Raw genomic sequence first — 19119 nt, forward strand, 5'->3', positions numbered from 1 at the left:
CCCCCTCAAGATGAGATTTCCCAACTAGTAAGACCCCTTGAAGACGACGAGGTTGATAGGCTGGGGGTGGAAGTGCAGCAATGCATGGAGCTGACCAGTACTAATCGGTCGAGGGCTTATCCTAAAGTACCCCACAAAGTGAAGCAATGGCTTCGACGGAGATTCCGAGTACTTTGCGGGGACCCCAGTAACCACTGGGTAAACAAACATCGATCGCACGATGAATCAAGCTTTCCTATCCAGTTTTGAGGGTGCAAGCCCGCAACGTTTGGTGGTAATGGCGAAAGGGAACCACGCGTACCCATCTCGAACACGACCGTTAAGCCTTTCAGCGCCGATGGTACTTGGACCGCAGGGTCCTGGGAGAGTAGGACATCGCCAAGCGCAAGAAGAGTCTGCTGCTTTTGCAGTAGGCTCTTTTTTTGTGCTTAAAGCGTGGGTGATCAGCAAGATGGAATGATTTTATTTGCAACTTGTTCGTCAGTTGCTGTATAATCTGCTAAATATTGAAGGAGGTTATACAATGAATACGGTTATTAAACCTTTGGCGTCTGAACATTTCGAACAAAGCATGGAACTATCATCATTTGCTTTTCAATATTCGCTTACACCGGAGCAGCTTGAAGAAAGAAGAAAAACTTTTTTGCGCGACGGACAGATGGTATTGGGTGTTATGAAGGGCAACGAGCTATGCGCACAGGCAACCTTGCTTGACTTGTATGTGTATATAGCTGGAAAGCCGTTTAGCATGGGCGGTATTGCTGGAGTTAGTACGTGGCCTGAGCACCGTCGGCATGGTTATGTTGCGAAGTTGTTGTCAGAGCTGCTTGTTCGTATGAAAGAGAAGCAGCAAGCTATTTCTATGCTCCATCCGTTTTCCTTTGCTTTTTACCGTAAATTCGGCTGGGAAAGCTTTATTGAATATAAAAGCTATGAGATTGGCTCGGAGCAGCTGTCGGCAATATTAAGAGGTCAGCAGCGAAACGAGCAGGCGGGAACCGTCTATCGAATTGCTGATTGGCAGCCGCTGCAGCATATCTATGATCAGTATGCCAAGCAATACAACGGAATGCTTCAACGTTCTGAAAACTGGTGGAAGGATCGCGTCGCTAAACAGAATGCGGTCTATAGTGTTTATGAGGATGAGCAAGGACAGCTGCAGGGCTATCTAATTTATGAAGCTGTTAATCGTCAAATGAATATTCATGAGTTTGTTGCACTGAGCTATGAAGCAGAGCAAGGCTTGCTTCGTTTTATCGCGCAGCATGATTCAATGGTAGAACAGGTAAAGTGGAAAGCGCCTGTGAATGATCAATTCATCTTTGGCCTTGATAATCCAAGAATTAAGCATGACATTACGCCTTACTTTATGGCCAGAATCGTTGATGTTGCTGCATTTATTGCTCAGTATTCATTTACTCCAGCTCCCGCACATGAAACAGAGCAATACCGCATTAAGGTAGTTGATGAACATGCGGCTTGGAACAACGGAATTTTTGAGCTGTGCATAGCATCAGACGGAAGTGCAACAATAAAACAAGAGGATCAATTTGCACAAGCAAATATTACTATTTCTGTCGGTGCTTTAACAGCTTGGCTATTAAATTACCAAACCTGGGATACATTAGTGCGATTTGGCAAAGCTGAAGGCGATCAGCTTACAATGAAACGCTTGCAAAACCGAATTAATGCACAAACGACGTATTTAACAGATTTTTTCTAATATATTGAACATTTCGTCTTTTATTAATAGCTTAAAATCTGCATTTTAGATGCTTTGTAGCGCATTGACAGCCCCTAACTCAAGTGATAATATTGCAATAATATACGTGAGAGACATATAAAAATAAGGGAGGAACATACTCGTGTGGGAAAATAAATTCGCTAAAGAAGGGCTGACGTTTGACGACGTATTGCTTGTTCCGCGCAAATCTGAAGTGCTGCCAAGAGATGTTGATGTATCGATTCGTTTGAGCGATACTGTAAAGCTGAATATTCCATTGATTAGTGCTGGAATGGATACTGTTACGGAGTCTGCTTTGGCGATCGCGATCGCTCGTGAAGGCGGAGTTGGTATCATTCATAAAAATATGACGATCGCACAGCAATCTGAAGAGGTTGATCGAGTTAAGCGTTCGGAAAGTGGCGTTATCACGAATCCATTCTCATTAACACCTGAGCATCATGTATACGATGCGGAAGAGCTAATGGGCAAATATCGGATTTCTGGCGTGCCTATTGTCGATGAAAACCAAAAGCTAGTCGGTATATTGACTAACCGCGACCTCCGCTTTGTTCATGATTACTCCATTAAAATTAAAGAAGTTATGACACATGATCATCTCGTTACTGCACCTGTAGGTACAACGCTGCAGGAAGCAGAAATTTTATTGCAGCAGCACAAAATTGAAAAGCTGCCAATTGTTGATGAAGAAAACACCTTAAAGGGTCTTATTACCATTAAAGATATTGAAAAAGCGATTCAATTCCCGAATGCGGCAAAAGATAGTCAAGGCCGTTTGCTATGCGGAGCTGCTATCGGTATTTCCAAGGATACTCAAGAGCGTGCAGCGGCACTAGTAGCCGCAGGAGTAGACGTGATCGTAGTCGATTCCGCACATGGTCATTCCGCTAACATTTTGAACGCAGTTAGAGAGCTGAGAAACAACTATCCTGATTTGACGATTATTGCTGGTAACGTAGCAACTGGTGAAGCAACCCGCGACCTGATTGAAGCAGGCGCTTCAGTCGTTAAGGTAGGTATTGGTCCAGGCTCGATCTGTACAACTCGCGTCATTGCAGGGATCGGTGTTCCACAAATTACCGCGATCTATGATTGTGCATCGGTTGCACGCCAATATGACGTTCCAATTATTGCAGATGGCGGAATAAAATATTCTGGCGATATTACCAAATCAATCGCTGCCGGCGCAAGTGCAATTATGATCGGAAGCTTGTTTGCCGGAACAGCTGAAAGCCCTGGTGAAACGGAAATTTTCCAAGGCCGCAGCTACAAAGTATATCGCGGTATGGGCTCTCTTGCAGCTATGAAGGCTGGCAGCAAGGATCGTTATTTCCAAGAAAATGAAAGCAAGCTTGTTCCAGAAGGCATTGAAGGTCGCGTTGCTTACAAAGGGCCGCTTGCTGATACGGTGCATCAATTAATCGGCGGCTTGCGTTCTGGTATGGGGTATTGCGGAACTGCTACTTTAGAAGAGCTGAGAAACGATACGCAGTTTATTAGAATTACAGGTGCAGGCCTTCGTGAAAGCCATCCACACGACGTACAAATTACGAAAGAAGCGCCTAATTACTCTCTATAATCGATGTAAAGCCAAAGATTGCTTATCTGCTGACGATAGCCAATCTTTGGCTTTTTTTACTTTGTGCTGCTGCATTAAATGGGAATATGAGACTATAGCAAAAAGTTTAACTAGCCAATTGAATATGTTACAATAACAGTTGGACAATCCAACGGGAAATGGGGAATAAAGGTGTTGAAAACAATGGGGAAAGTTCGATTATTATCGATCATTATGTTATGTGTGGTTTTGCTTGTCACCTCGTTTGCAACAAGTGCTGGGCGAGCTGGAGCAGTCGGCTATGATAACCGACCAAGTACTGAAAATGAGCTTGGGCTGCAAGTAAAATCAGCGATACTAATTGAATTTGAAACCGGACAAGTGCTGTATGAAGTAAATCCTGATGAGTCGTTGCCTATTGCAAGCATGACAAAGCTGATGACGGAATATATCGTAATGCAGGAAATTGGCAATGGGCGTTTAACCTGGGATGAAGTCATTACGGTAACACCTGAAGCAGCAGATACTGACCCGTCAGAGTCACAAATTTATTTGGCAGCTGGAGATCAGCATACTGTAGAGGATCTGTACATTGCGATGGCTGTAGGCTCAGCGAACGATGCTACGAAGGCATTGGCAATCGCGGTTGAAGGCAGCATTCAGGCATTTGTTGATCGCATGAATGAGACAGCTGAGCAAATGGGGCTTACGTCCGCTGTATTTACAAGTGTAACAGGTCTTGAGGATACGACCATGATGTCTGCACGCGATGTAGCGACCTTGGCTCGCAACATTTTGCAGGAATATCCGGATTTCCTCAAATACTCGGGCCTGCAAGAATATAAGTTTCGCGAGCGCGACGATGCGCCAATGATTAACTTCAACTATATGCTCGGAACGAACGTTAACAAGTCTGGGCTGAAGCATTTGGCCTATGAAGGCGTAGACGGCTTGAAAACTGGCTTTATTAGAGCAGCCGGCTATAACTTTGCAGGAACGGTTCAGCGCGATGGGCTGCGCTATATTAGCGTAGTTATGGATACGCGCTCTAAGGATGCTCGTTTCCAGGAAACCGCAACGCTGTACAACTATGCTTTTGCTACTTTTGAAAAACAGACATTAATTTCTCCAAAAAGTGAAGTAGCAGGCTATGAAACGGTTAAAATAAAGAAAGGCGTCGATAAAAGCATTCCTGTCGTTACCAATAAGGATGTTACAGTATTGACAAGCAAAGGAAAGCAAGCAGAGCTTGAGTTGGTCAGTGCTGATATTATAAGCGAGGACGAGCTTGTAGCGCCAATTCCTGCAGGGACGAAGGCAGGGACGCTAACGTATAAATTTATCGACCATAAAGGCAAGGAGCTGCAATATCAGGTTGATCTGATTACGACCGCAGATGCAGCAAAAGCATCCTGGTTCAAGCTGTTTTTTAGAGGAATTGGCGACTTTTTCGCCGGACTCTTCGATAGCATTCTAAATATCTTTTAATCCGAGTGAATTACATGGAAATAGGGGCTTGTCGAAGTGCCTTCATTCCTGTAAAATCAATGCTTAGAGTAATAACGGAGATCATCTCGTTAGATGCGTAATTTAGGAGGAGACGAACTAATGGAAACAGGTACTTTTCGTGTAAAAAGTGGTATGGCTGAAATGCAAAAAGGCGGCGTTATTATGGACGTTATGAACGCCGAGCAAGCTAAAATTGCTGAAGCTGCAGGTGCTACAGCAGTAATGGCGTTGGAGCGTGTACCGTCTGATATTCGCGCTGCTGGCGGTGTAGCTCGTATGGCTGATCCTACAATTGTAGAAGAAGTGATGAAGGCTGTTTCTATTCCAGTTATGGCAAAAGCCCGCATCGGACATATTGTAGAGGCTAAAGTGCTAGAGGCTATGGGCGTAGACTACATCGATGAAAGCGAAGTGCTGACGCCAGCCGATGAAATTTTCCACATTAGCAAAAATGAATTTACAGTGCCATTCGTATGTGGTGCCAAAGACCTTGGTGAAGCGCTGCGCCGTATTCAAGAAGGTGCGGCAATGCTGCGTACGAAGGGTGAGCCAGGAACAGGAAATATCGTAGAGGCTGTTCGCCATCTTCGTCTCATTAACGGTCAAATCCGCAAGGTGCAAAATTTGTCGAAGGACGAGCTTTACAATGAAGCTAAAGTTCTAGGCGTTCCGTACGATTTGCTGCTTGGTGTTCATGAAACAGGCAAGCTTCCAGTCGTTAACTTTGCAGCTGGCGGCGTTGCAACTCCTGCCGATGCTGCGTTGATGATGGAATTAGGAGCGGACGGTGTATTTGTAGGTTCAGGTATTTTTAAATCAGACAATCCTGAGAAATTTGCCCGTGCAATTGTGGAAGCAACTACACATTATCAAGATTACAAGCTTATCGCGGAAGTATCGAAAAATCTTGGCACACCGATGAAGGGTATTGATATTGCGAAGCTGAACGCTGCAGAACGCATGCAGGATCGCGGTATTTAATGTTTGTTGGTCAACTAAAGTGATAAAAATAAATAGATAACCCTAAGAGCCGAGCTGTCCAGTATTCTGGGTAGGTCGGCCTTTGCGAAAAAGGGGAGGTATTGGATATGAAGGTCGGAGTATTGGCGCTTCAAGGAGCTGTAGCAGAGCATATGCGCAGCCTTGAGGCTGTAGGAGTAGAGGCGGTTGCTGTAAAGCGGGTGGAGCAACTGGATGAGCTGGACGGTTTAATCATACCTGGCGGAGAAAGCACAACGATCGGCAAGCTGATGCGCAAATACGGCTTTATGGAGGCTGTTACCTCCTTTCATCAATCAGGCAAGCCGTTATTTGGTACATGTGCAGGCTTGATTGTGCTTGCGGATCGCATTGAAGGACAAGAGGATGCGCATTTGCAGCTGATGGATATGACTGTTGCTCGCAACGCGTTTGGCCGTCAACGTGAAAGCTTCGAAACAAAATTGCCGGTAAAAGGGATTGATGAGCCGATTACGGCAGTATTTATTCGTGCACCGTTAATTAAGTCAGTAGGCAGCGAGGTTGAGGTGCTGTCAGAATACAATGGTGAAATTGTAACGGCACGTCAAGGTACATTGCTGGCATGCTCGTTCCATCCCGAGCTGACTGATGATGTTCGTCTGCACGCTTATTTTGTAGATATGATCAAACAAGCACGTGCATGAATGGATAGAGGGCGGTAGCTGACTACCGTTCTATAGTAGAAAGGGGACTCTCATGTTAGATGTGAAATTGCTGCGCACCGATTTTGCCAAGGTAGAGGAAGCGCTGCGCAATCGTCAAGCTTCATTGGATTTAGTTGCGCCATTTCCCGAGCTGGATCAAAAGCGCCGTGAGCTGATTCAAAATACAGAGCAGCTTAAAAACCGCCGCAATACGGTGTCGCAGGAAGTTGCTGCTATTAAAAAGGCAGGCGGCGATGCCGATGCTTTAATTACCGAGATGCGTGAGGTCGGGGATCGCATCAAGGAGCTTGATGAAGAGCTTAGAGTGCTTGATGTTCAAGTTAATGAGCTGCTCCAGGCAATTCCGAACATTCCGCATGAATCCGTGCCAGTAGGCGGATCAGAGGATGAAAATGTCGAATTGCGTCGTGTAGGCGAACCGACGGCATTTGATTTTGAACCGAAGGCGCACTATGATCTTGCTGCTGAGCTGCGAATTCTTGATTTTGAACGGGCTGCCAAAGTAACAGGCTCTCGCTTTGTTTTTTATCGCGGACTAGGTGCGCGTCTGGAACGTGCGCTTATGAGCTTTATGATGGATCTCCATAGCGATCAGCATGGCTATGAGGAGATTTTGCCACCATATATCGTAAATCGCGACAGCTTGATCGGGACAGGCCAGCTGCCAAAATTCGAAGAGGATCTGTTCAAAATTGCAGAGACCGATTATTACTTAATTCCAACAGCGGAAGTACCGGTAACGAATATATTGCGTGATGAAATTTTGGATGCATCTGCTTTGCCTGCAAAATTTGTGGCGTTTAGTGCGTGTTTCCGTTCTGAAGCAGGCGCTGCTGGACGCGATACAAGAGGCTTGATTCGCCAGCACCAATTCAATAAAGTTGAGCTTGTAAAGCTTGTAAAACCGGAGGATTCGTATGCCGAGCTAGAAAGCCTTACAGCCGACGCAGAGAAGGTGCTGCAGCTGCTGGAGCTGCCATACCGGGTAATAACGCTTTGTACGGGGGATATGGGCTTTGCTTCTGCCAAAACCTATGATATCGAGGTATGGCTGCCAAGCGCCAATACGTATCGTGAAATTTCCTCCTGCACCAACTTTGAGGACTTCCAGGCGAGACGTGCTGGATTGAAATATCGTCCAGAGCCTAAGAGCAAGCCTGAATTTGTGCATACATTAAACGGTTCCGGATTAGCGCTAGGCCGTACTGTAGCAGCAATTCTGGAAAATTATCAGCAGGCAGACGGCTCGATTATCGTTCCTAAAGTGCTTCGTCCATATATGGGCGGCATTGAAGTTATTTCTGCAAAATAATTTTTAAAAAATATTGAAAAGGGGCTTGCATACCCCTTTTCAATTATGTTATACTCTTTCTTGTCAGCAAATTAAATATCTTGTGGAGAGATACCGAAGCGGTCATAACGGGGCGGTCTTGAAAACCGTTAGGGTGCAAGCCCACGGGGGTTCGAATCCCTCTCTCTCCGCCACTACTAATAATTACACGCTCAAGCTATTACGCTTGAGCGTTTTTGGTATATTAACTTTGACCGCAGTGCTGAACAGGTTGCCCTTTATGAAGCACTATTTAATAAAGCGGAAAATTAACGGATAGCGGAAAAATTGCCCTTGATAGCTTTTTACAGAGGCTATAATGGCTAGAATGATCCAGACGACATTTACGAGCGGGACCAGCAGCAGACCAATTAAAACAAAGACCAATATAGATGCAATGATCGAATAAATCGTGAATGTTATGTTGAAGTTTAATGCTTCCTTGGCATTTTCGGCAATAACGCGGGACTGATCCTTTTTAAGCAGCCAAATAATAAGTGGACCTATAAAGCCGCCGAGAAAGCCTAGCGAAGCAAAAAATAAACCAATGAGCGCGGTTAAGTGCGCGAGCATGCTCCACAGTCTCTCATCTTGAGTATTCATTTCAAAATCCCTCCACGTATAAGATAACAATCTAATGTTACGATATGGACTGTCTCCTCTAAATATACTACAATTTAGCGAGAAATCTACAATTTATTGGAAATGCGAGAGAAAATATGTAATAGTAGTGTTAGTCGGAAACGAAGCGCCTATTCATGGCTTAATCGTCCCAAAAGAAAAAGTGAACTTTTAATCTGTTTTTAAGCAATATGAGGAAGGATAGGACTTATTAAGTATTGTAAAAATAAGTGAATAAACTGTATAATTTGAGAGATAAAAACTATAATTGTCGTAAAATGACTTTTATTCGTAATTATGTATCGACAACATCTAACAAACTTTACGTTATAATCTCGCTATAATGGACCTAAGCAACAACAATATATAAGGAGGGTGGGACGAAGCGAGCTATGGAAAAAAAACTGATTGAACTTCAACTGCAGTCGCTTCGGGACAAGCTCTACGCGCTGGTAGAGGAAAAAGGAAGCTTCACACACCCTGCCGTCCTTGCTATCAGTGAAGAAGCGGATCAACTAATTGTTGCTTTGCAAACGATGAAACAGTATGGCGAGCATTGCCAAGATGTTCATCATAATCGATCTAAAAGCTCAATTTAATTGCTGGCTTTTACGCTGTAAACGAAGTGCTCTAAAAAACTGAGTCAGCAAATCAGCACACTCTTCCTGCAGTACATTACCTGTGAGTTCTGTTTCATGATTGAAGCGGGGCTCCTGTAACAAATTCATTAGCGTTCCGGCACAACCAGCCTTGGGGTCATGTGTTCCAAACACTACACGTTTAATACGGGATTGCACAATTGCACCAGCACACATTGGGCATGGCTCTAATGTTACATACAGTGTACAGTCTAGCAATCGCCAAGCATCTAACACTTGGCTAGCCTGCTGAATGGCGATTATTTCTGCATGAGAGATAGGATTATGCTGCGTTTCCCTGAGATTATGACCCCGACCGATAATTACACCTTCCTTAACGACGACAGCTCCGATTGGAACTTCTCCTAATCTCTCGGCTTTTTTCGCCTCAGCTATGGCTTCTCTCATCCAAAATTCATCTTGATTCGAAAGCATTGGATTCTCCTTTATCTACAGAAAATGATATTTATACATCGAACAAACATTCTTTTGTTAACATACTGTGAATAACTTTGTGAATAACTTTTGTTTATCCACAGTTTGCTCCACATATCATCCACTTTATTAACAAGCAATTGTGGAGTATGTTATTAAATTGTTGATAAGTCAAATGGTTAAGGGTGTGAGTCCGTGTCTTTAAAGTATAAGATAAGTATAACTATAACAGGATTACTGCTGCTTGTAATTGTAGTGTTTCATTTTTTATGGGAATATACACAGCAGGAGACCAATTATGAACTGCTGTCTCAGTCCTCTTACGCGATATCTGACCAGTTGTTTCATCAGATTGAGTTTGAAGCTCCGAATGCTGATCAGCAGCTATCGGAGCTGTTTCAACTGTTGCGGGCCAGCAAGCCGTATTTGATAGACGTAGCGATTATTAATCACGATACGCAGCAGATACAGCTATCTGCAGGTCAATCGGCAAAGTTCGAGGAGCTGCTCGGGAAAGTGGATTATGACGATCATTCGCTTTTTCAAATCCATGATGTTGCAGGGCGTCAAAAAAGCTATTATATTAGTGACTATCGCTTTAATGCAGCCAGTCAGGAACGAATTGTAATGCTGTACGACAAGCGGATGTTCATCGCGACCTACGATAACGATAATAATTTGTTTTTTGCGACACTGCTCTATATTTTGTTCTTTTCAAGTGTCGTTAGCTACTGGGCTGTCGGCAGAATGCTTGGACCACTAAAGGATATTATATGGAAGGTTAATGAAGTATCCTCGGTTCGCTTCCAGGGGCCGATTCCGATTACGAGCAAGGATGAGCTCGGCACGCTGGCATTTAAAATCAATGCCATGAGTCAAAATTTGAGCATTTACATGAATAAGCTGCGCCATGCCTTTGATGAAAACAGACGTATGCGTATGTATATGGAGTCATTTATTAATCATTCTCCAGATGCGATATATATAATGGATATTGATGGCTGTATTATGCAGGCCAACCATGCGTTTGAGGAGCTGTTCGGCTTTTCCACTGCCCAGTTAATTGGTGTTCGCAATCCGATTGTGCCTGATCATTTGCTGCAGGAGGAGGAGGAATTTCTCCAGCTTGTGCAAAGCGGTCAGACGATCAAACCAGTTGAAACGTATCGTCAGACGAAAGACGGCGAGTTGATTCCGGTAAGCATTACGATTAGTCCAATTCGCGATGTCAGCAATGAAATTACGGGATTCGCCAATATTTGCAGAGATATGCGGCACAGGCACCGGATGGAGGAGCTCATGCGCCGCTCGGAAAAGCTCAATACGGTTGGACAGCTTGCTGCCGGCGTAGCCCATGAGATACGCAATCCTTTAACCACGTTGCGGGGCTTTTTACAGCTACAGGAGCAAAGTAAAAAGCTTAATCTTGACCATGTACGCGTTATGCTTTCGGAGCTGGAGCGTATTAATTTAATTGTGGGTGAATTTCTTATTTTGGCGAAGCCGCAAGCCGTTAAGTTCAAATACCGGGATATTCGCGATATTATTAGTGAAGTTAGCGTATTTATGAGCAGCGAGGCGTTAATGCACAATGTCACGATTAAGGACAATTATACGGAGGATGATTGCCGCATACCTTGTGAGGAGAACCAGTTAAAGCAAGTATTTATAAATCTGCTGAAAAATGCGATTGAAGCGATGCCGCAAGGCGGTCAAATTCATATCGTCATTTCGCGTCTTGCTACTCATGTAAGTGTGCAAATTACTGATGAAGGGATAGGGATGGATGAGGAAACGCTGAAGCGAATTGGCGATCCATTTTTTACGGTAAAGGAAAATGGGACTGGACTGGGCATTATGGTCAGCCAAAAAATTATTCAGTCTCATCAGGGACTAATGGAGCTTAGCAGCCAGGTGAATGTTGGAACGACGGTAAGGGTGCTGCTTCCATTGCAGGAAGAACGCCAATATGCAGAGGCCAGCAATCTATAGGCGGTCAGATGGAGGGTGTGATTAAGCTTTGAAGGCAGTTGTTGTTGGCGCGACAGGATTGGTTGGGAAAGAATTGGTTCGATTGCTGCTGAACCAGAAGAAGTACAGCAAAGTGATCGTCATTGCCCGAAGAAGGCTTAGTATTGTTCATCCGCGCTTGGAGCAGCAGCTTATTTCATTTGATGAGCTGAACGTCTGCCCAGCGGAATGGTTCGAGGGTGCTGATGTGTTCTGTACGCTTGGCACAACGATGAAGCAGGCCAAGTCCAAGGAGAAATTCAAGCTTGTTGACTATCACTATGTTGTGGAGCTGGGCAAGCTCGTCAAAAAGCATCATGCTAACAAGCTGCTGGTCGTTACAGCAATGGGCTCAAGCGAAAGCTCGCTCTTTTTTTACAGCAAGGTGAAGGGAATGACGGAGCGGGTGCTGCAGGAGCTGCAGCTGCCGCAGCTGATTATTGTGCGTCCTTCGCTTATTATTGGCAATCGCCATGAGTTTCGGTTCGGCGAGTCCTTGGCTGCCCGGCTCAGCAGTTGGCTATCCTTTGCATTTAAAGGTAAAATGAAAAAATATAAGCCTAATGAAGCCAAGGATATTGCACTAGCTATGATGAAGCTGGCTTTGCTTTGCAAGGAGCCGCTTCGTATTGTGAGCAGCAGTGAGATTGCATCCTGGGCCAAGCAGAGGATATACAAATGATCGATCGTTTTATAATTAGCGAGTCTACGGGGTGGCATCTTTGAGAATTAACAAATTTATTAGTGAAACGGGCATTTGCTCGCGCAGGGAAGCAGACAAGCTGGTTGCAGACGGGCGTGTAACGATCAATGGCACAAAAGCGGAGCTGGGCAGTCAGGCTGAGCTGGGCGACGATGTGCGCATCGACGGACGTCCGTTAGGTGTGCAAAAGAAGCATGTCTATATCGCCTTGCATAAGCCTGTGGGCATTACAAGCACGACAGAGCGGCATATTAAAGGCAATATCGTTGATTTTGTCGGTCATCGGGAGCGTATTTTTCCAATTGGCCGTTTGGATAAGGATTCTGAGGGATTAATTTTGATGACCAACGATGGGGATGTCGTCAATCCGATTTTACGTTCTGAGGGCAAGCATGAAAAGGAATATATCGTTACAGTGGACAAGCCGGTAACGGCTGGTTTTTTGCAGGAGATGTCGCAGGGCGTCTATATTTTGGGAAGCATGACATTGCCCTGCAAGGTTAAACGAATTGGCACAAGCACCTTCAACATTATTTTAACAGAAGGGCGCAATCGGCAAATTCGCAGAATGTGCGAGGCTTTGGGCTACAAAGTTCTGCGCTTGAAGCGAGTGCGGATTATGAATATTCATTTGGGGGAGCTTGCCAAAGGGAAGTGGAGAGACCTCACAGAGGACGAGAAGCGCATCTTGTTTCGAGAGATCGGTTATCACTCCTCTTAAATCAAAAAGGCGTACGAGCCATTGTAGCGGCTCGTACGCCTTTTGCTTAATTGCTTGCTTGTTGTTCATTGACAGACAAGCTTTGCTGCTTCACCATATCGACGTAGTTGTGGACGATTGAAACCTCAACGCGCCGATTTTTCGCTTTGCCCTCAGCAGTATCGTTGGATGCGACCGGATGGTGCTCGCCATAGCCAATCGCGCTGAACCGCTTTGGATCAAGCGCATCATTTTCCAGCATAATATCCATAAATCGGACTGCCCGCATGACGCTCAAATCCCAGTTGGAACGAAATTGAGCAGTGCTAATCGGGCTATTGTCCGTATGTCCTGCAATTTCAATATTAAAGTCAGGATAGTTCTCCAGCATTTCAGCAATGCTTACTGCCAGCTCCTGTCCCTCGCGGTTTACGGTAGCCTCAGCCGAATTGAACAAAGCATTATCACGAATCGTAATGAGCAGCTGCGACATATTGAGCGAGGTTTCCAGGCTAGTTGTCAATCCGTTATCCGCAATATACTGATCAATCTGCTGCTTCAGCTCATTCAGTTCAGTTTTACTTTGCTCAATGACCTGCTCCATTTCAGCTTCCGATAACGGCTCCTTCTCTGTCATGCCCTGCTCGGTGGCATCCTCTTTGCCGCCGAGCTCCGTTCTTATATCCGGACCACGCTCAACAATGGAAGGCATATCAAGCACGCTTTGACCGCTGCTGAATGCGATACTGAAGGCTTGGGACAACTCCTCGAACTTCTTCTGATCCACGGAGTTCATAGAATACAGCACGATGAATAAGGCAAGCAGCAGTGTCAGGATATCGGCATAGGGAACTAGCCAGGATTCGTCAACATGCTCTTCATGTTCCTCATGCCTGCGCTTTTTGCTCATCGTCTCCTTCCTCCTTCGCTTTCATTGCTTTACGCTCAGTTGGCGTTAAGAATACTGAAAGTTTTTGTTCGATGGCAATGGTGGATACGCCTGATTGAATAGACAGCAATCCTTCCAGCATCATCAAACGGATTTGAATTTCTGCTTTCGAAAGACGTTTTAGCTTGTTGGCCATTGGATGCCATAATACATATCCGGTAAAAATACCAAGCAGCGTTGCCATAAAGGCAGCTGAAATTGCTTTAGCCAAAGAGTCCATATCGCTCATATCTGCCAAAGCTGCGATTAGACCGATAACGGCACCAAGTACACCAAGTGTTGGCGCATACGTGCCTGCTTGTGTAAAAATTAAGGCGCCAGCTTTGTGGCGTTCTTCCGTTGCCGAAATATCCTCAAGAAGGACATCACGAACAAGGTCTTGATCGTTGCCATCAATGATCATCCGCATGCCATTCTTCAAGAAAGGATCCTCGATATCATCGACACGTGCTTCCAGTGCAAGAAGACCTTCACGACGTGTAATACCAGCCCATTCGACAAACTGCTTGATCAAATCTTCCCGTTTTGGAAGCGGGCGGTCCGTAAATAAAATTTTGAATAGCGTTCCTACCTTTTTGAGCTCGGAAAGCGGAAAGGCTACCGTGACCGCAGCTATTGTACCAACAATAATGATCATAAAGGCTGCTGGATTAAGAAATGCGGTTAAGCTAGCGTGTTTAAATACCATCCCGAGAACTACAGCTACGATTCCTAAAATAACCCCAATAATTGTCGTATTCTTCATCTTACACCTCAATTAACCCATTTTCGACATAGAACTACTTTATTCTATTATCGTCAAATCTATGTCACGACATTATAGTAAATTTGCAACGTTAATAGAATCGTTATGAAAAGTTAAAGCTGGGCATAATACAATAACGACATTTATGTCTGAATGTGTCATAATAGGTAGTATTGATTTTAACTTCAGGAGGATTTTGAAATGGGTGTGCGTCATGCGCGTGAATATAGTGAGATCTTGCAGGAGCTGACAGAAGCTATTGCAGTAATCGACGACAGCTATCTATTTTTCGAAATGGAGGCTGCGGATTGGAACGAGCTCGATAAAGCGGAGCAGCGCGATGTTTTGGAAGCGCTCGCCGATGATGTATTTTATGGCTTGGGCGAGCATCATGAAATTGCAGTTGGCAGCGGCTTTGTAACCTATGTTCCTCTGCTGCATCGGATTGAAGTGAAGACGAATGAGGAGTATCGGGTAGTACATCTCATTTAACCAAGCCGAGCTTTTTGAACAATACTTAACGTGGAATTATGACATAAGAAGGGTGTAGAGACGTGAAAAAAATATTGTGGCTGGCATGCCTGTCGTATCTGGTCATCGGTATCGCGCATATTATCGGCGGATCGATTCTGGAGCAAATTGTTACGCACTATGAGATTTCATATGCTCAGGGCGGCCAGTGGATTATGAATCAGTTTTTTGGCTTTTTGGTCGGCGTGCTGCTCGGTCCGCTGCTATCGACAAAGCTGGGCAAACGATTAACGGTTGTGCTCGCTTTTGGTTCATTAACGGTAGCGGAGGCGGTATACAGCCTGCTGCCGCCTTGGGAGCTGATGCTTGTAGTCGCTCCATTTGCCGGATTTGGCTTTGGTATGATTGAATCTGTAGTTGGTGCTCTTATTATTGATTTGTATAAAGACAAGAAAGCAGCGGCAATGAGCCGCATTGAAACATTTTTTGGGCTTGGCGCCTTGTTTATTCCGTTAATTGCAGCTGTTCTTATCCGCTATCATATTTGGGAGTGGTCTTTCCCGATATTAACCGCCATAAGCGGTGTAACGCTGCTGCTTTGGCTTAGCCTTTCCTTCGGAAAGCAGATTGACAATATTATTTCTCAGCCGTCGAAGCAGGAGAACGTGCAGGCTCCCAAGCTTGCGAAATACGAGCGGCGCGCCATTCCGTTTTTAACGCTTTCGATGATCTTCTTCTTTCTGTATGTAGGTGTGGAAATGAGCGTGTCTCACTACTTGCCGTCAATTATGATTGAGCGCAGCGGCTTGTCTGAATCAAGCGCGGCCAGCATGCTTAGCTTGTTTTGGGTGTTTATGGTTATTGGCCGCTTTGTATGCGGCATGCTTGCGGATCGATTCGGTTATATCAAATATTTGCTCGTGTCGATGCTTATTGCGGTGCTTGCCTTTGTCGGCATGGTACTGCTGCAGGAGGCATGGGCATTGTATGTGATGATAGCTTTAAGCGGCTTAGGCTTCTCAGGCGTATTTGGCATCGGCCTTGTTTATGTTAATGCGTGCATTCAAGGCTTGACTGATCGAACAACGAGTCTGCTTGTCGCTTGTGGAGGCATTGGCGGTGCGCTGCTGCCAAAGCTGACAGGATGGCTGATGGATCATTATGCTGTTGGCGTAACCGTCAATTATGTCGCTGCACTTGTAGCGGTTATGCTAGGCTTTATGATCGCAATGATTTTTGTTGGAGGAAATCGCAATTTGCAGGAGCGTGGACATTAGTATAAATTATTTTAAAAAATCGAACAGGCTATGCATATGTACAGCAGCTGGCGCATATCGTTATGTTAAAGGCAGCATAGCTTGTTCAGCTCATCAAGGGCGACCAGAGCATTAAAAAGAGGCAAGCTGCCTAGCGCTCATAGCGCAAGCTGCTTGCCTCTTGATGGTTTCAAAATTATTTGCTAGCTTCAACATATTTTGCATATTGATCATCAGACAATACGCGTCTTGCTGTTACATAACGTGGCTTATAATAAGAAGAATCCAATGAATCAATCGTTACACCTTTAGAAGTAGAAGCATGTGCGAATTTTCCATCGCCTACATAAATGCCAACATGTGAGATGCTGCCATTATTTTTGCCGCTTGTATCAAAAAATACAAGATCCCCAAGCTTCAAATCCTCTTTGTCTACTTTAGTGCCTTCTGCAGCTTGATCAGCAGAGCGGCGTGGAAGTTCGACATTCATTTTGTCAAATATGTATCTTACAAATCCAGAGCAATCAAATCCGCTTGTTGTATTACCGCCGTACTTATATTTCGTACCTTTCACATCATCAATATTGGTTAGCATTGTCGATGAGCTTGCGGACGCGCTTCCTGCCGCAAAAGTAAGAAATAATGCAAGCGCTAAAAACATCATGCCAATTTTTTTCACAATCTAAGTCTCCTTCCAAATATGCCGACGAGGTTAGCTGAAGGGTTCGGTTGAAGGTTCCCTATGAAGCTACTGAATGTTTTGCATCATTCAGAGTTCAATTCACCCAGAGTGGATCCCCCGCATCTTATAAAGCTTATAAGAATTAGGCGTTAGGCTTACTTGTTACAAGCTATATATTAAACCGAAAATCGAATTCTGTGTAAAATGTGAGAAGATTTTAATCGTTTTCATTTTCCTCTCATAATTGATTTTTAGCAAAGCCTGACTAAAGCGCTCGAAAATGAGTGAAAAAGGGTAGTAGAAATGTAAGAAGAATCACGAGATTTAGCGGGTGAAATGGGTGTAATTTCATGAAAATTTGTGTATGATAGGAGGATAATATTCGTTGTGTGAAAGGTTGATCAAGATGGAAAACACTAATGAGACGAAATCGGCTGCGTCAAATTTTATTAAAAATATCGTCGTCGACGATTTGAAGGAAGGTCGTGTGAAAGAGGTCATTACTCGTTTCCCTCCTGAGCCAAACGGTTATTTGCATATCGGACACGCCAAATCGATCTGTCTTAACTTTGAGCTGGCAGATGAATTTAAAGGGAAAACGAATTTGCGCTTTGATGACACGAATCCCGTTAAGGAAGATACCGAATATGTCGAGTCCATTATGGAGGATGTAAAATGGCTTGGCTTTGAATGGGATAATTTGTTCTATGCCTCCGACTATTTTGAGGAAATGTACAATCGTGCTGTGCTGCTCATTAAAAAGGGCAAAGCCTATGTATGCGATCTTACGGCCGAGCAAATGAGAGAAACACGCGGCACTTTGACCGAGCCAGGGCAAAACAGCCCGTATCGTGAACGTTCTGTGGAAGAAAATCTTGATCTGTTTGCGCGCATGCGTGCTGGTGAATTTAAGGACGGAGAGCGCGTGCTGCGTGCAAAAATAGATATGGCCTCCTCTAATATTACAATGCGCGATCCGGTGCTGTACCGCATTGCTCATGCTCATCATCATCGTACTGGCGACGCTTGGTGCATTTATCCGATGTATGATTTTGCTCATCCAATCAGCGATGCGATCGAAAGCATTACACATTCCATCTGTACGCTGGAGTTTGAGGATCATCGTCCTTTATATGATTGGGTCATTGCGGAATGCGAGATGGAAGCGACGCCGCATCAATACGAGTTTGCCCGTTTAAATATTACGAATACAATTATGAGCAAGCGTTATTTGAAAATGCTTGTAGACGAAGGCATTGTGGAGGGCTGGGACGACCCGCGCATGCCGACCATTAGCGGAATGCGCCGCAAAGGCTACACGCCAGAGGCAATCCGCAACTTCTGCCGCGAAATTGGCGTCGCGAAAGCGAACAGCATTGTAGATGAACGCAATTTGGAGCATTTCATTCGTGAGGATTTGAAGCTTAAGGCACCTCGTACGATGGCGGTGCTTGATCCGATCAAGGTCGTCATTACGAACTATCCTGAAGGACAAATCGAATGGCTGGATGCAGAAATCAATGCGGAAAATCCAGAAATGGGCGTTCGCCAAATTCCGTTTTCACGCGAAATTTATATCGAGCGCGAAGACTTTATGGAAAACCCGCCAAGCAAATATTTCCGCTTATTCCCGGGCAACGAGGTGCGTCTGAAGCATGCCTACTTTATCGTCTGTAACGAGGTTATTAAAAATGAGCAGGGAGAAGTTGTAGAGCTGCGCTGCACCTATGATCCAGAGACGAAGTCGGGTAGCGGCTTCACTGGCCGTAAAGTAAAGGGCACGATTCATTGGGTAGAAGCGTCTATGGCCGTACCTGCCAAGCTGAGATTGATTGAGCCATTGATCGAGGAGTCGCCTGAGCTTAAAGACAAGCCTTTCCTGGAGCGGATCAATCCAAATTCGATGCGTGTCGTGAGTGGCTTTATTGAGCCGAATATGAAGGATGTTGAAGCGGGCGCCAAGTTCCAATTTTTCCGTCACGGCTATTTCAATGTAGATAACGCAAGAAGCGAGGACGGACAGCTTGTATTTAATCGCATCGTGTCTTTGAAAAGCTCATTTGACCCTAAAAAAGCTTAATAC

At 44.8% G+C, this 19119-nt stretch carries 18 protein-coding genes, 1 tRNA gene, 2 rRNA genes and 1 riboswitch; of the genes, 16 read left to right on the forward strand and 5 right to left on the reverse strand.

Annotated features, from left to right (window positions below):
• The 9 genes from KJS52_RS23090 to KJS52_RS23130 form a co-directional block, all read left to right on the forward strand.
• Positions 1–124 (forward strand): 23S ribosomal RNA (locus tag KJS52_RS23090); the annotation flags it as partial.
• A 143-nt stretch (positions 125–267) separates the two neighbouring features.
• Positions 268–384: ribosomal RNA gene (gene rrf, locus KJS52_RS23095) — 5S ribosomal RNA — on the forward strand.
• Positions 385–523: 139 nt separating this feature from the next.
• The gene (locus KJS52_RS23100) at positions 524–1723 is read left to right on the forward strand and encodes a GNAT family N-acetyltransferase (RefSeq protein ID WP_213519668.1); all 1200 of its coding nucleotides are present in this window, start codon (positions 524–526) and stop codon (positions 1721–1723) included.
• Between the two features lie 142 nt (positions 1724–1865).
• Complete coding sequence (gene guaB, locus KJS52_RS23105; RefSeq protein WP_213519669.1) at positions 1866–3323, forward strand: IMP dehydrogenase; 1458 nt, start codon at positions 1866–1868, stop codon at positions 3321–3323.
• A gap of 183 nt (positions 3324–3506) precedes the next feature.
• Positions 3507–4790, forward strand: coding sequence for a D-alanyl-D-alanine carboxypeptidase family protein (locus KJS52_RS23110; RefSeq protein ID WP_213519670.1), 1284 nt, complete (start codon positions 3507–3509; stop codon positions 4788–4790).
• Positions 4791–4910: 120 nt separating this feature from the next.
• Positions 4911–5792, forward strand: coding sequence for a pyridoxal 5'-phosphate synthase lyase subunit PdxS (gene pdxS, locus KJS52_RS23115; RefSeq protein ID WP_213519671.1), 882 nt, complete (start codon positions 4911–4913; stop codon positions 5790–5792).
• Between the two features lie 107 nt (positions 5793–5899).
• Positions 5900–6475: a pyridoxal 5'-phosphate synthase glutaminase subunit PdxT gene (gene pdxT, locus KJS52_RS23120; protein ID WP_213519672.1), complete on the forward strand. Its 576-nt coding sequence runs from the start codon at positions 5900–5902 to the stop codon at positions 6473–6475.
• A 52-nt stretch (positions 6476–6527) separates the two neighbouring features.
• Positions 6528–7808, forward strand: a complete 1281-nt coding sequence (gene serS / locus KJS52_RS23125; RefSeq protein WP_213519673.1) for a serine--tRNA ligase — start codon at positions 6528–6530, stop codon at positions 7806–7808.
• A gap of 84 nt (positions 7809–7892) precedes the next feature.
• Positions 7893–7981 (forward strand) — tRNA-Ser (locus tag KJS52_RS23130).
• Between the two features lie 94 nt (positions 7982–8075).
• On the opposite strand, the gene KJS52_RS23135 is transcribed toward KJS52_RS23130, so the two are convergent.
• The gene (locus tag KJS52_RS23135; RefSeq protein WP_213519674.1) at positions 8076–8429 is read right to left on the reverse strand and encodes a DUF4870 domain-containing protein; all 354 of its coding nucleotides are present in this window, start codon (positions 8427–8429) and stop codon (positions 8076–8078) included.
• A gap of 410 nt (positions 8430–8839) precedes the next feature.
• Between KJS52_RS23135 and KJS52_RS23140 the strand changes: the two genes are divergently transcribed.
• Entirely contained in the window at positions 8840–9046 is a 207-nt protein-coding gene (locus tag KJS52_RS23140; protein WP_213519675.1) for an aspartyl-phosphate phosphatase Spo0E family protein, read from the forward strand.
• On the opposite strand, the gene tadA is transcribed toward KJS52_RS23140, so the two are convergent.
• Positions 9038–9520, reverse strand: coding sequence for a tRNA adenosine(34) deaminase TadA (gene tadA / locus KJS52_RS23145; protein WP_213519676.1), 483 nt, complete (start codon positions 9518–9520; stop codon positions 9038–9040). The genes KJS52_RS23140 and tadA overlap by 9 nt on opposite strands.
• Positions 9521–9775: 255 nt before the next feature.
• On the opposite strand from tadA, the gene KJS52_RS23150 reads away from it, so the two are divergent.
• From KJS52_RS23150 to KJS52_RS23160, 3 genes are read left to right on the forward strand one after another with little or no spacing between them, the layout of a single operon-like run.
• Complete coding sequence (locus tag KJS52_RS23150; protein WP_213519677.1) at positions 9776–11512, forward strand: sensor histidine kinase; 1737 nt, start codon at positions 9776–9778, stop codon at positions 11510–11512.
• A 28-nt stretch (positions 11513–11540) separates the two neighbouring features.
• Positions 11541–12212 (forward strand): NAD(P)H-binding protein, encoded by a 672-nt coding sequence (locus KJS52_RS23155; RefSeq protein ID WP_213519678.1) that lies wholly within the window; start codon positions 11541–11543, stop codon positions 12210–12212.
• 40 nt (positions 12213–12252) lie between these two features.
• Complete coding sequence (locus KJS52_RS23160) at positions 12253–12954, forward strand: pseudouridine synthase (RefSeq protein WP_213519679.1); 702 nt, start codon at positions 12253–12255, stop codon at positions 12952–12954.
• Positions 12955–13000: 46 nt separating this feature from the next.
• Here KJS52_RS23160 and KJS52_RS23165 read toward each other — a convergent pair whose 3' ends face one another.
• Both KJS52_RS23165 and motA read right to left on the reverse strand, forming a co-directional pair.
• Entirely contained in the window at positions 13001–13843 is an 843-nt protein-coding gene (locus tag KJS52_RS23165; protein WP_213519680.1) for a flagellar motor protein MotB, read from the reverse strand.
• Positions 13821–14627 (reverse strand): flagellar motor stator protein MotA, encoded by an 807-nt coding sequence (gene motA / locus KJS52_RS23170; protein WP_213519681.1) that lies wholly within the window; start codon positions 14625–14627, stop codon positions 13821–13823. The genes KJS52_RS23165 and motA overlap by 23 nt, the downstream gene beginning before the upstream one ends.
• A gap of 201 nt (positions 14628–14828) precedes the next feature.
• Here motA and KJS52_RS23175 point away from each other — a divergent pair, with 201 nt between their 5' ends.
• Together KJS52_RS23175 and KJS52_RS23180 are read left to right on the forward strand one after the other, a co-directional pair.
• A complete protein-coding gene (locus KJS52_RS23175; RefSeq protein WP_213519682.1) occupies positions 14829–15119 on the forward strand; it encodes a hypothetical protein in 291 nt (96 codons plus the stop codon).
• Positions 15120–15181: 62 nt separating this feature from the next.
• Entirely contained in the window at positions 15182–16375 is a 1194-nt protein-coding gene (locus KJS52_RS23180; protein ID WP_213519683.1) for an MFS transporter, read from the forward strand.
• Positions 16376–16550: 175 nt separating this feature from the next.
• Here the strand turns inward: KJS52_RS23180 and KJS52_RS23185 are convergent, their stop codons facing one another.
• A complete protein-coding gene (locus KJS52_RS23185; protein ID WP_246563891.1) occupies positions 16551–17033 on the reverse strand; it encodes a C40 family peptidase in 483 nt (160 codons plus the stop codon).
• A 7-nt stretch (positions 17034–17040) separates the two neighbouring features.
• Positions 17041–17195, reverse strand: a riboswitch (cyclic di-AMP (ydaO/yuaA leader).
• Between the two features lie 247 nt (positions 17196–17442).
• On the opposite strand from KJS52_RS23185, the gene KJS52_RS23190 reads away from it, so the two are divergent.
• Positions 17443–19116, forward strand: a complete 1674-nt coding sequence (locus tag KJS52_RS23190) for a glutamine--tRNA ligase/YqeY domain fusion protein (RefSeq protein WP_213519684.1) — start codon at positions 17443–17445, stop codon at positions 19114–19116.
• The last annotated feature ends 3 nt before the right edge of the window (positions 19117–19119 follow it).

The organism is Paenibacillus montaniterrae, from assembly GCF_018403185.1.
Taxonomy (GTDB): Bacteria; Bacillota; Bacilli; order Paenibacillales; family Paenibacillaceae; genus Pristimantibacillus; species Pristimantibacillus montaniterrae.

Coding starts and splice junctions, on each gene's coding strand:
- KJS52_RS23165 (WP_213519680.1), bottom strand. CDS start 13,843: ATGAGCAAAAAGCGCAGGCATGAGGAACATGAAGAGCATGTTGACGAA.
- motA (WP_213519681.1), bottom strand. CDS start 14,627: ATGAAGAATACGACAATTATTGGGGTTATTTTAGGAATCGTAGCTGTA.
- pdxT (WP_213519672.1), top strand. CDS start 5,900: ATGAAGGTCGGAGTATTGGCGCTTCAAGGAGCTGTAGCAGAGCATATG.
- pdxS (WP_213519671.1), top strand. CDS start 4,911: ATGGAAACAGGTACTTTTCGTGTAAAAAGTGGTATGGCTGAAATGCAA.
- KJS52_RS23100 (WP_213519668.1), top strand. CDS start 524: ATGAATACGGTTATTAAACCTTTGGCGTCTGAACATTTCGAACAAAGC.
- KJS52_RS23175 (WP_213519682.1), top strand. CDS start 14,829: ATGGGTGTGCGTCATGCGCGTGAATATAGTGAGATCTTGCAGGAGCTG.
- KJS52_RS23135 (WP_213519674.1), bottom strand. CDS start 8,429: ATGAATACTCAAGATGAGAGACTGTGGAGCATGCTCGCGCACTTAACC.
- tadA (WP_213519676.1), bottom strand. CDS start 9,520: ATGCTTTCGAATCAAGATGAATTTTGGATGAGAGAAGCCATAGCTGAG.
- serS (WP_213519673.1), top strand. CDS start 6,528: ATGTTAGATGTGAAATTGCTGCGCACCGATTTTGCCAAGGTAGAGGAA.
- KJS52_RS23190 (WP_213519684.1), top strand. CDS start 17,443: ATGGAAAACACTAATGAGACGAAATCGGCTGCGTCAAATTTTATTAAA.
- KJS52_RS23140 (WP_213519675.1), top strand. CDS start 8,840: ATGGAAAAAAAACTGATTGAACTTCAACTGCAGTCGCTTCGGGACAAG.
- KJS52_RS23110 (WP_213519670.1), top strand. CDS start 3,507: ATGGGGAAAGTTCGATTATTATCGATCATTATGTTATGTGTGGTTTTG.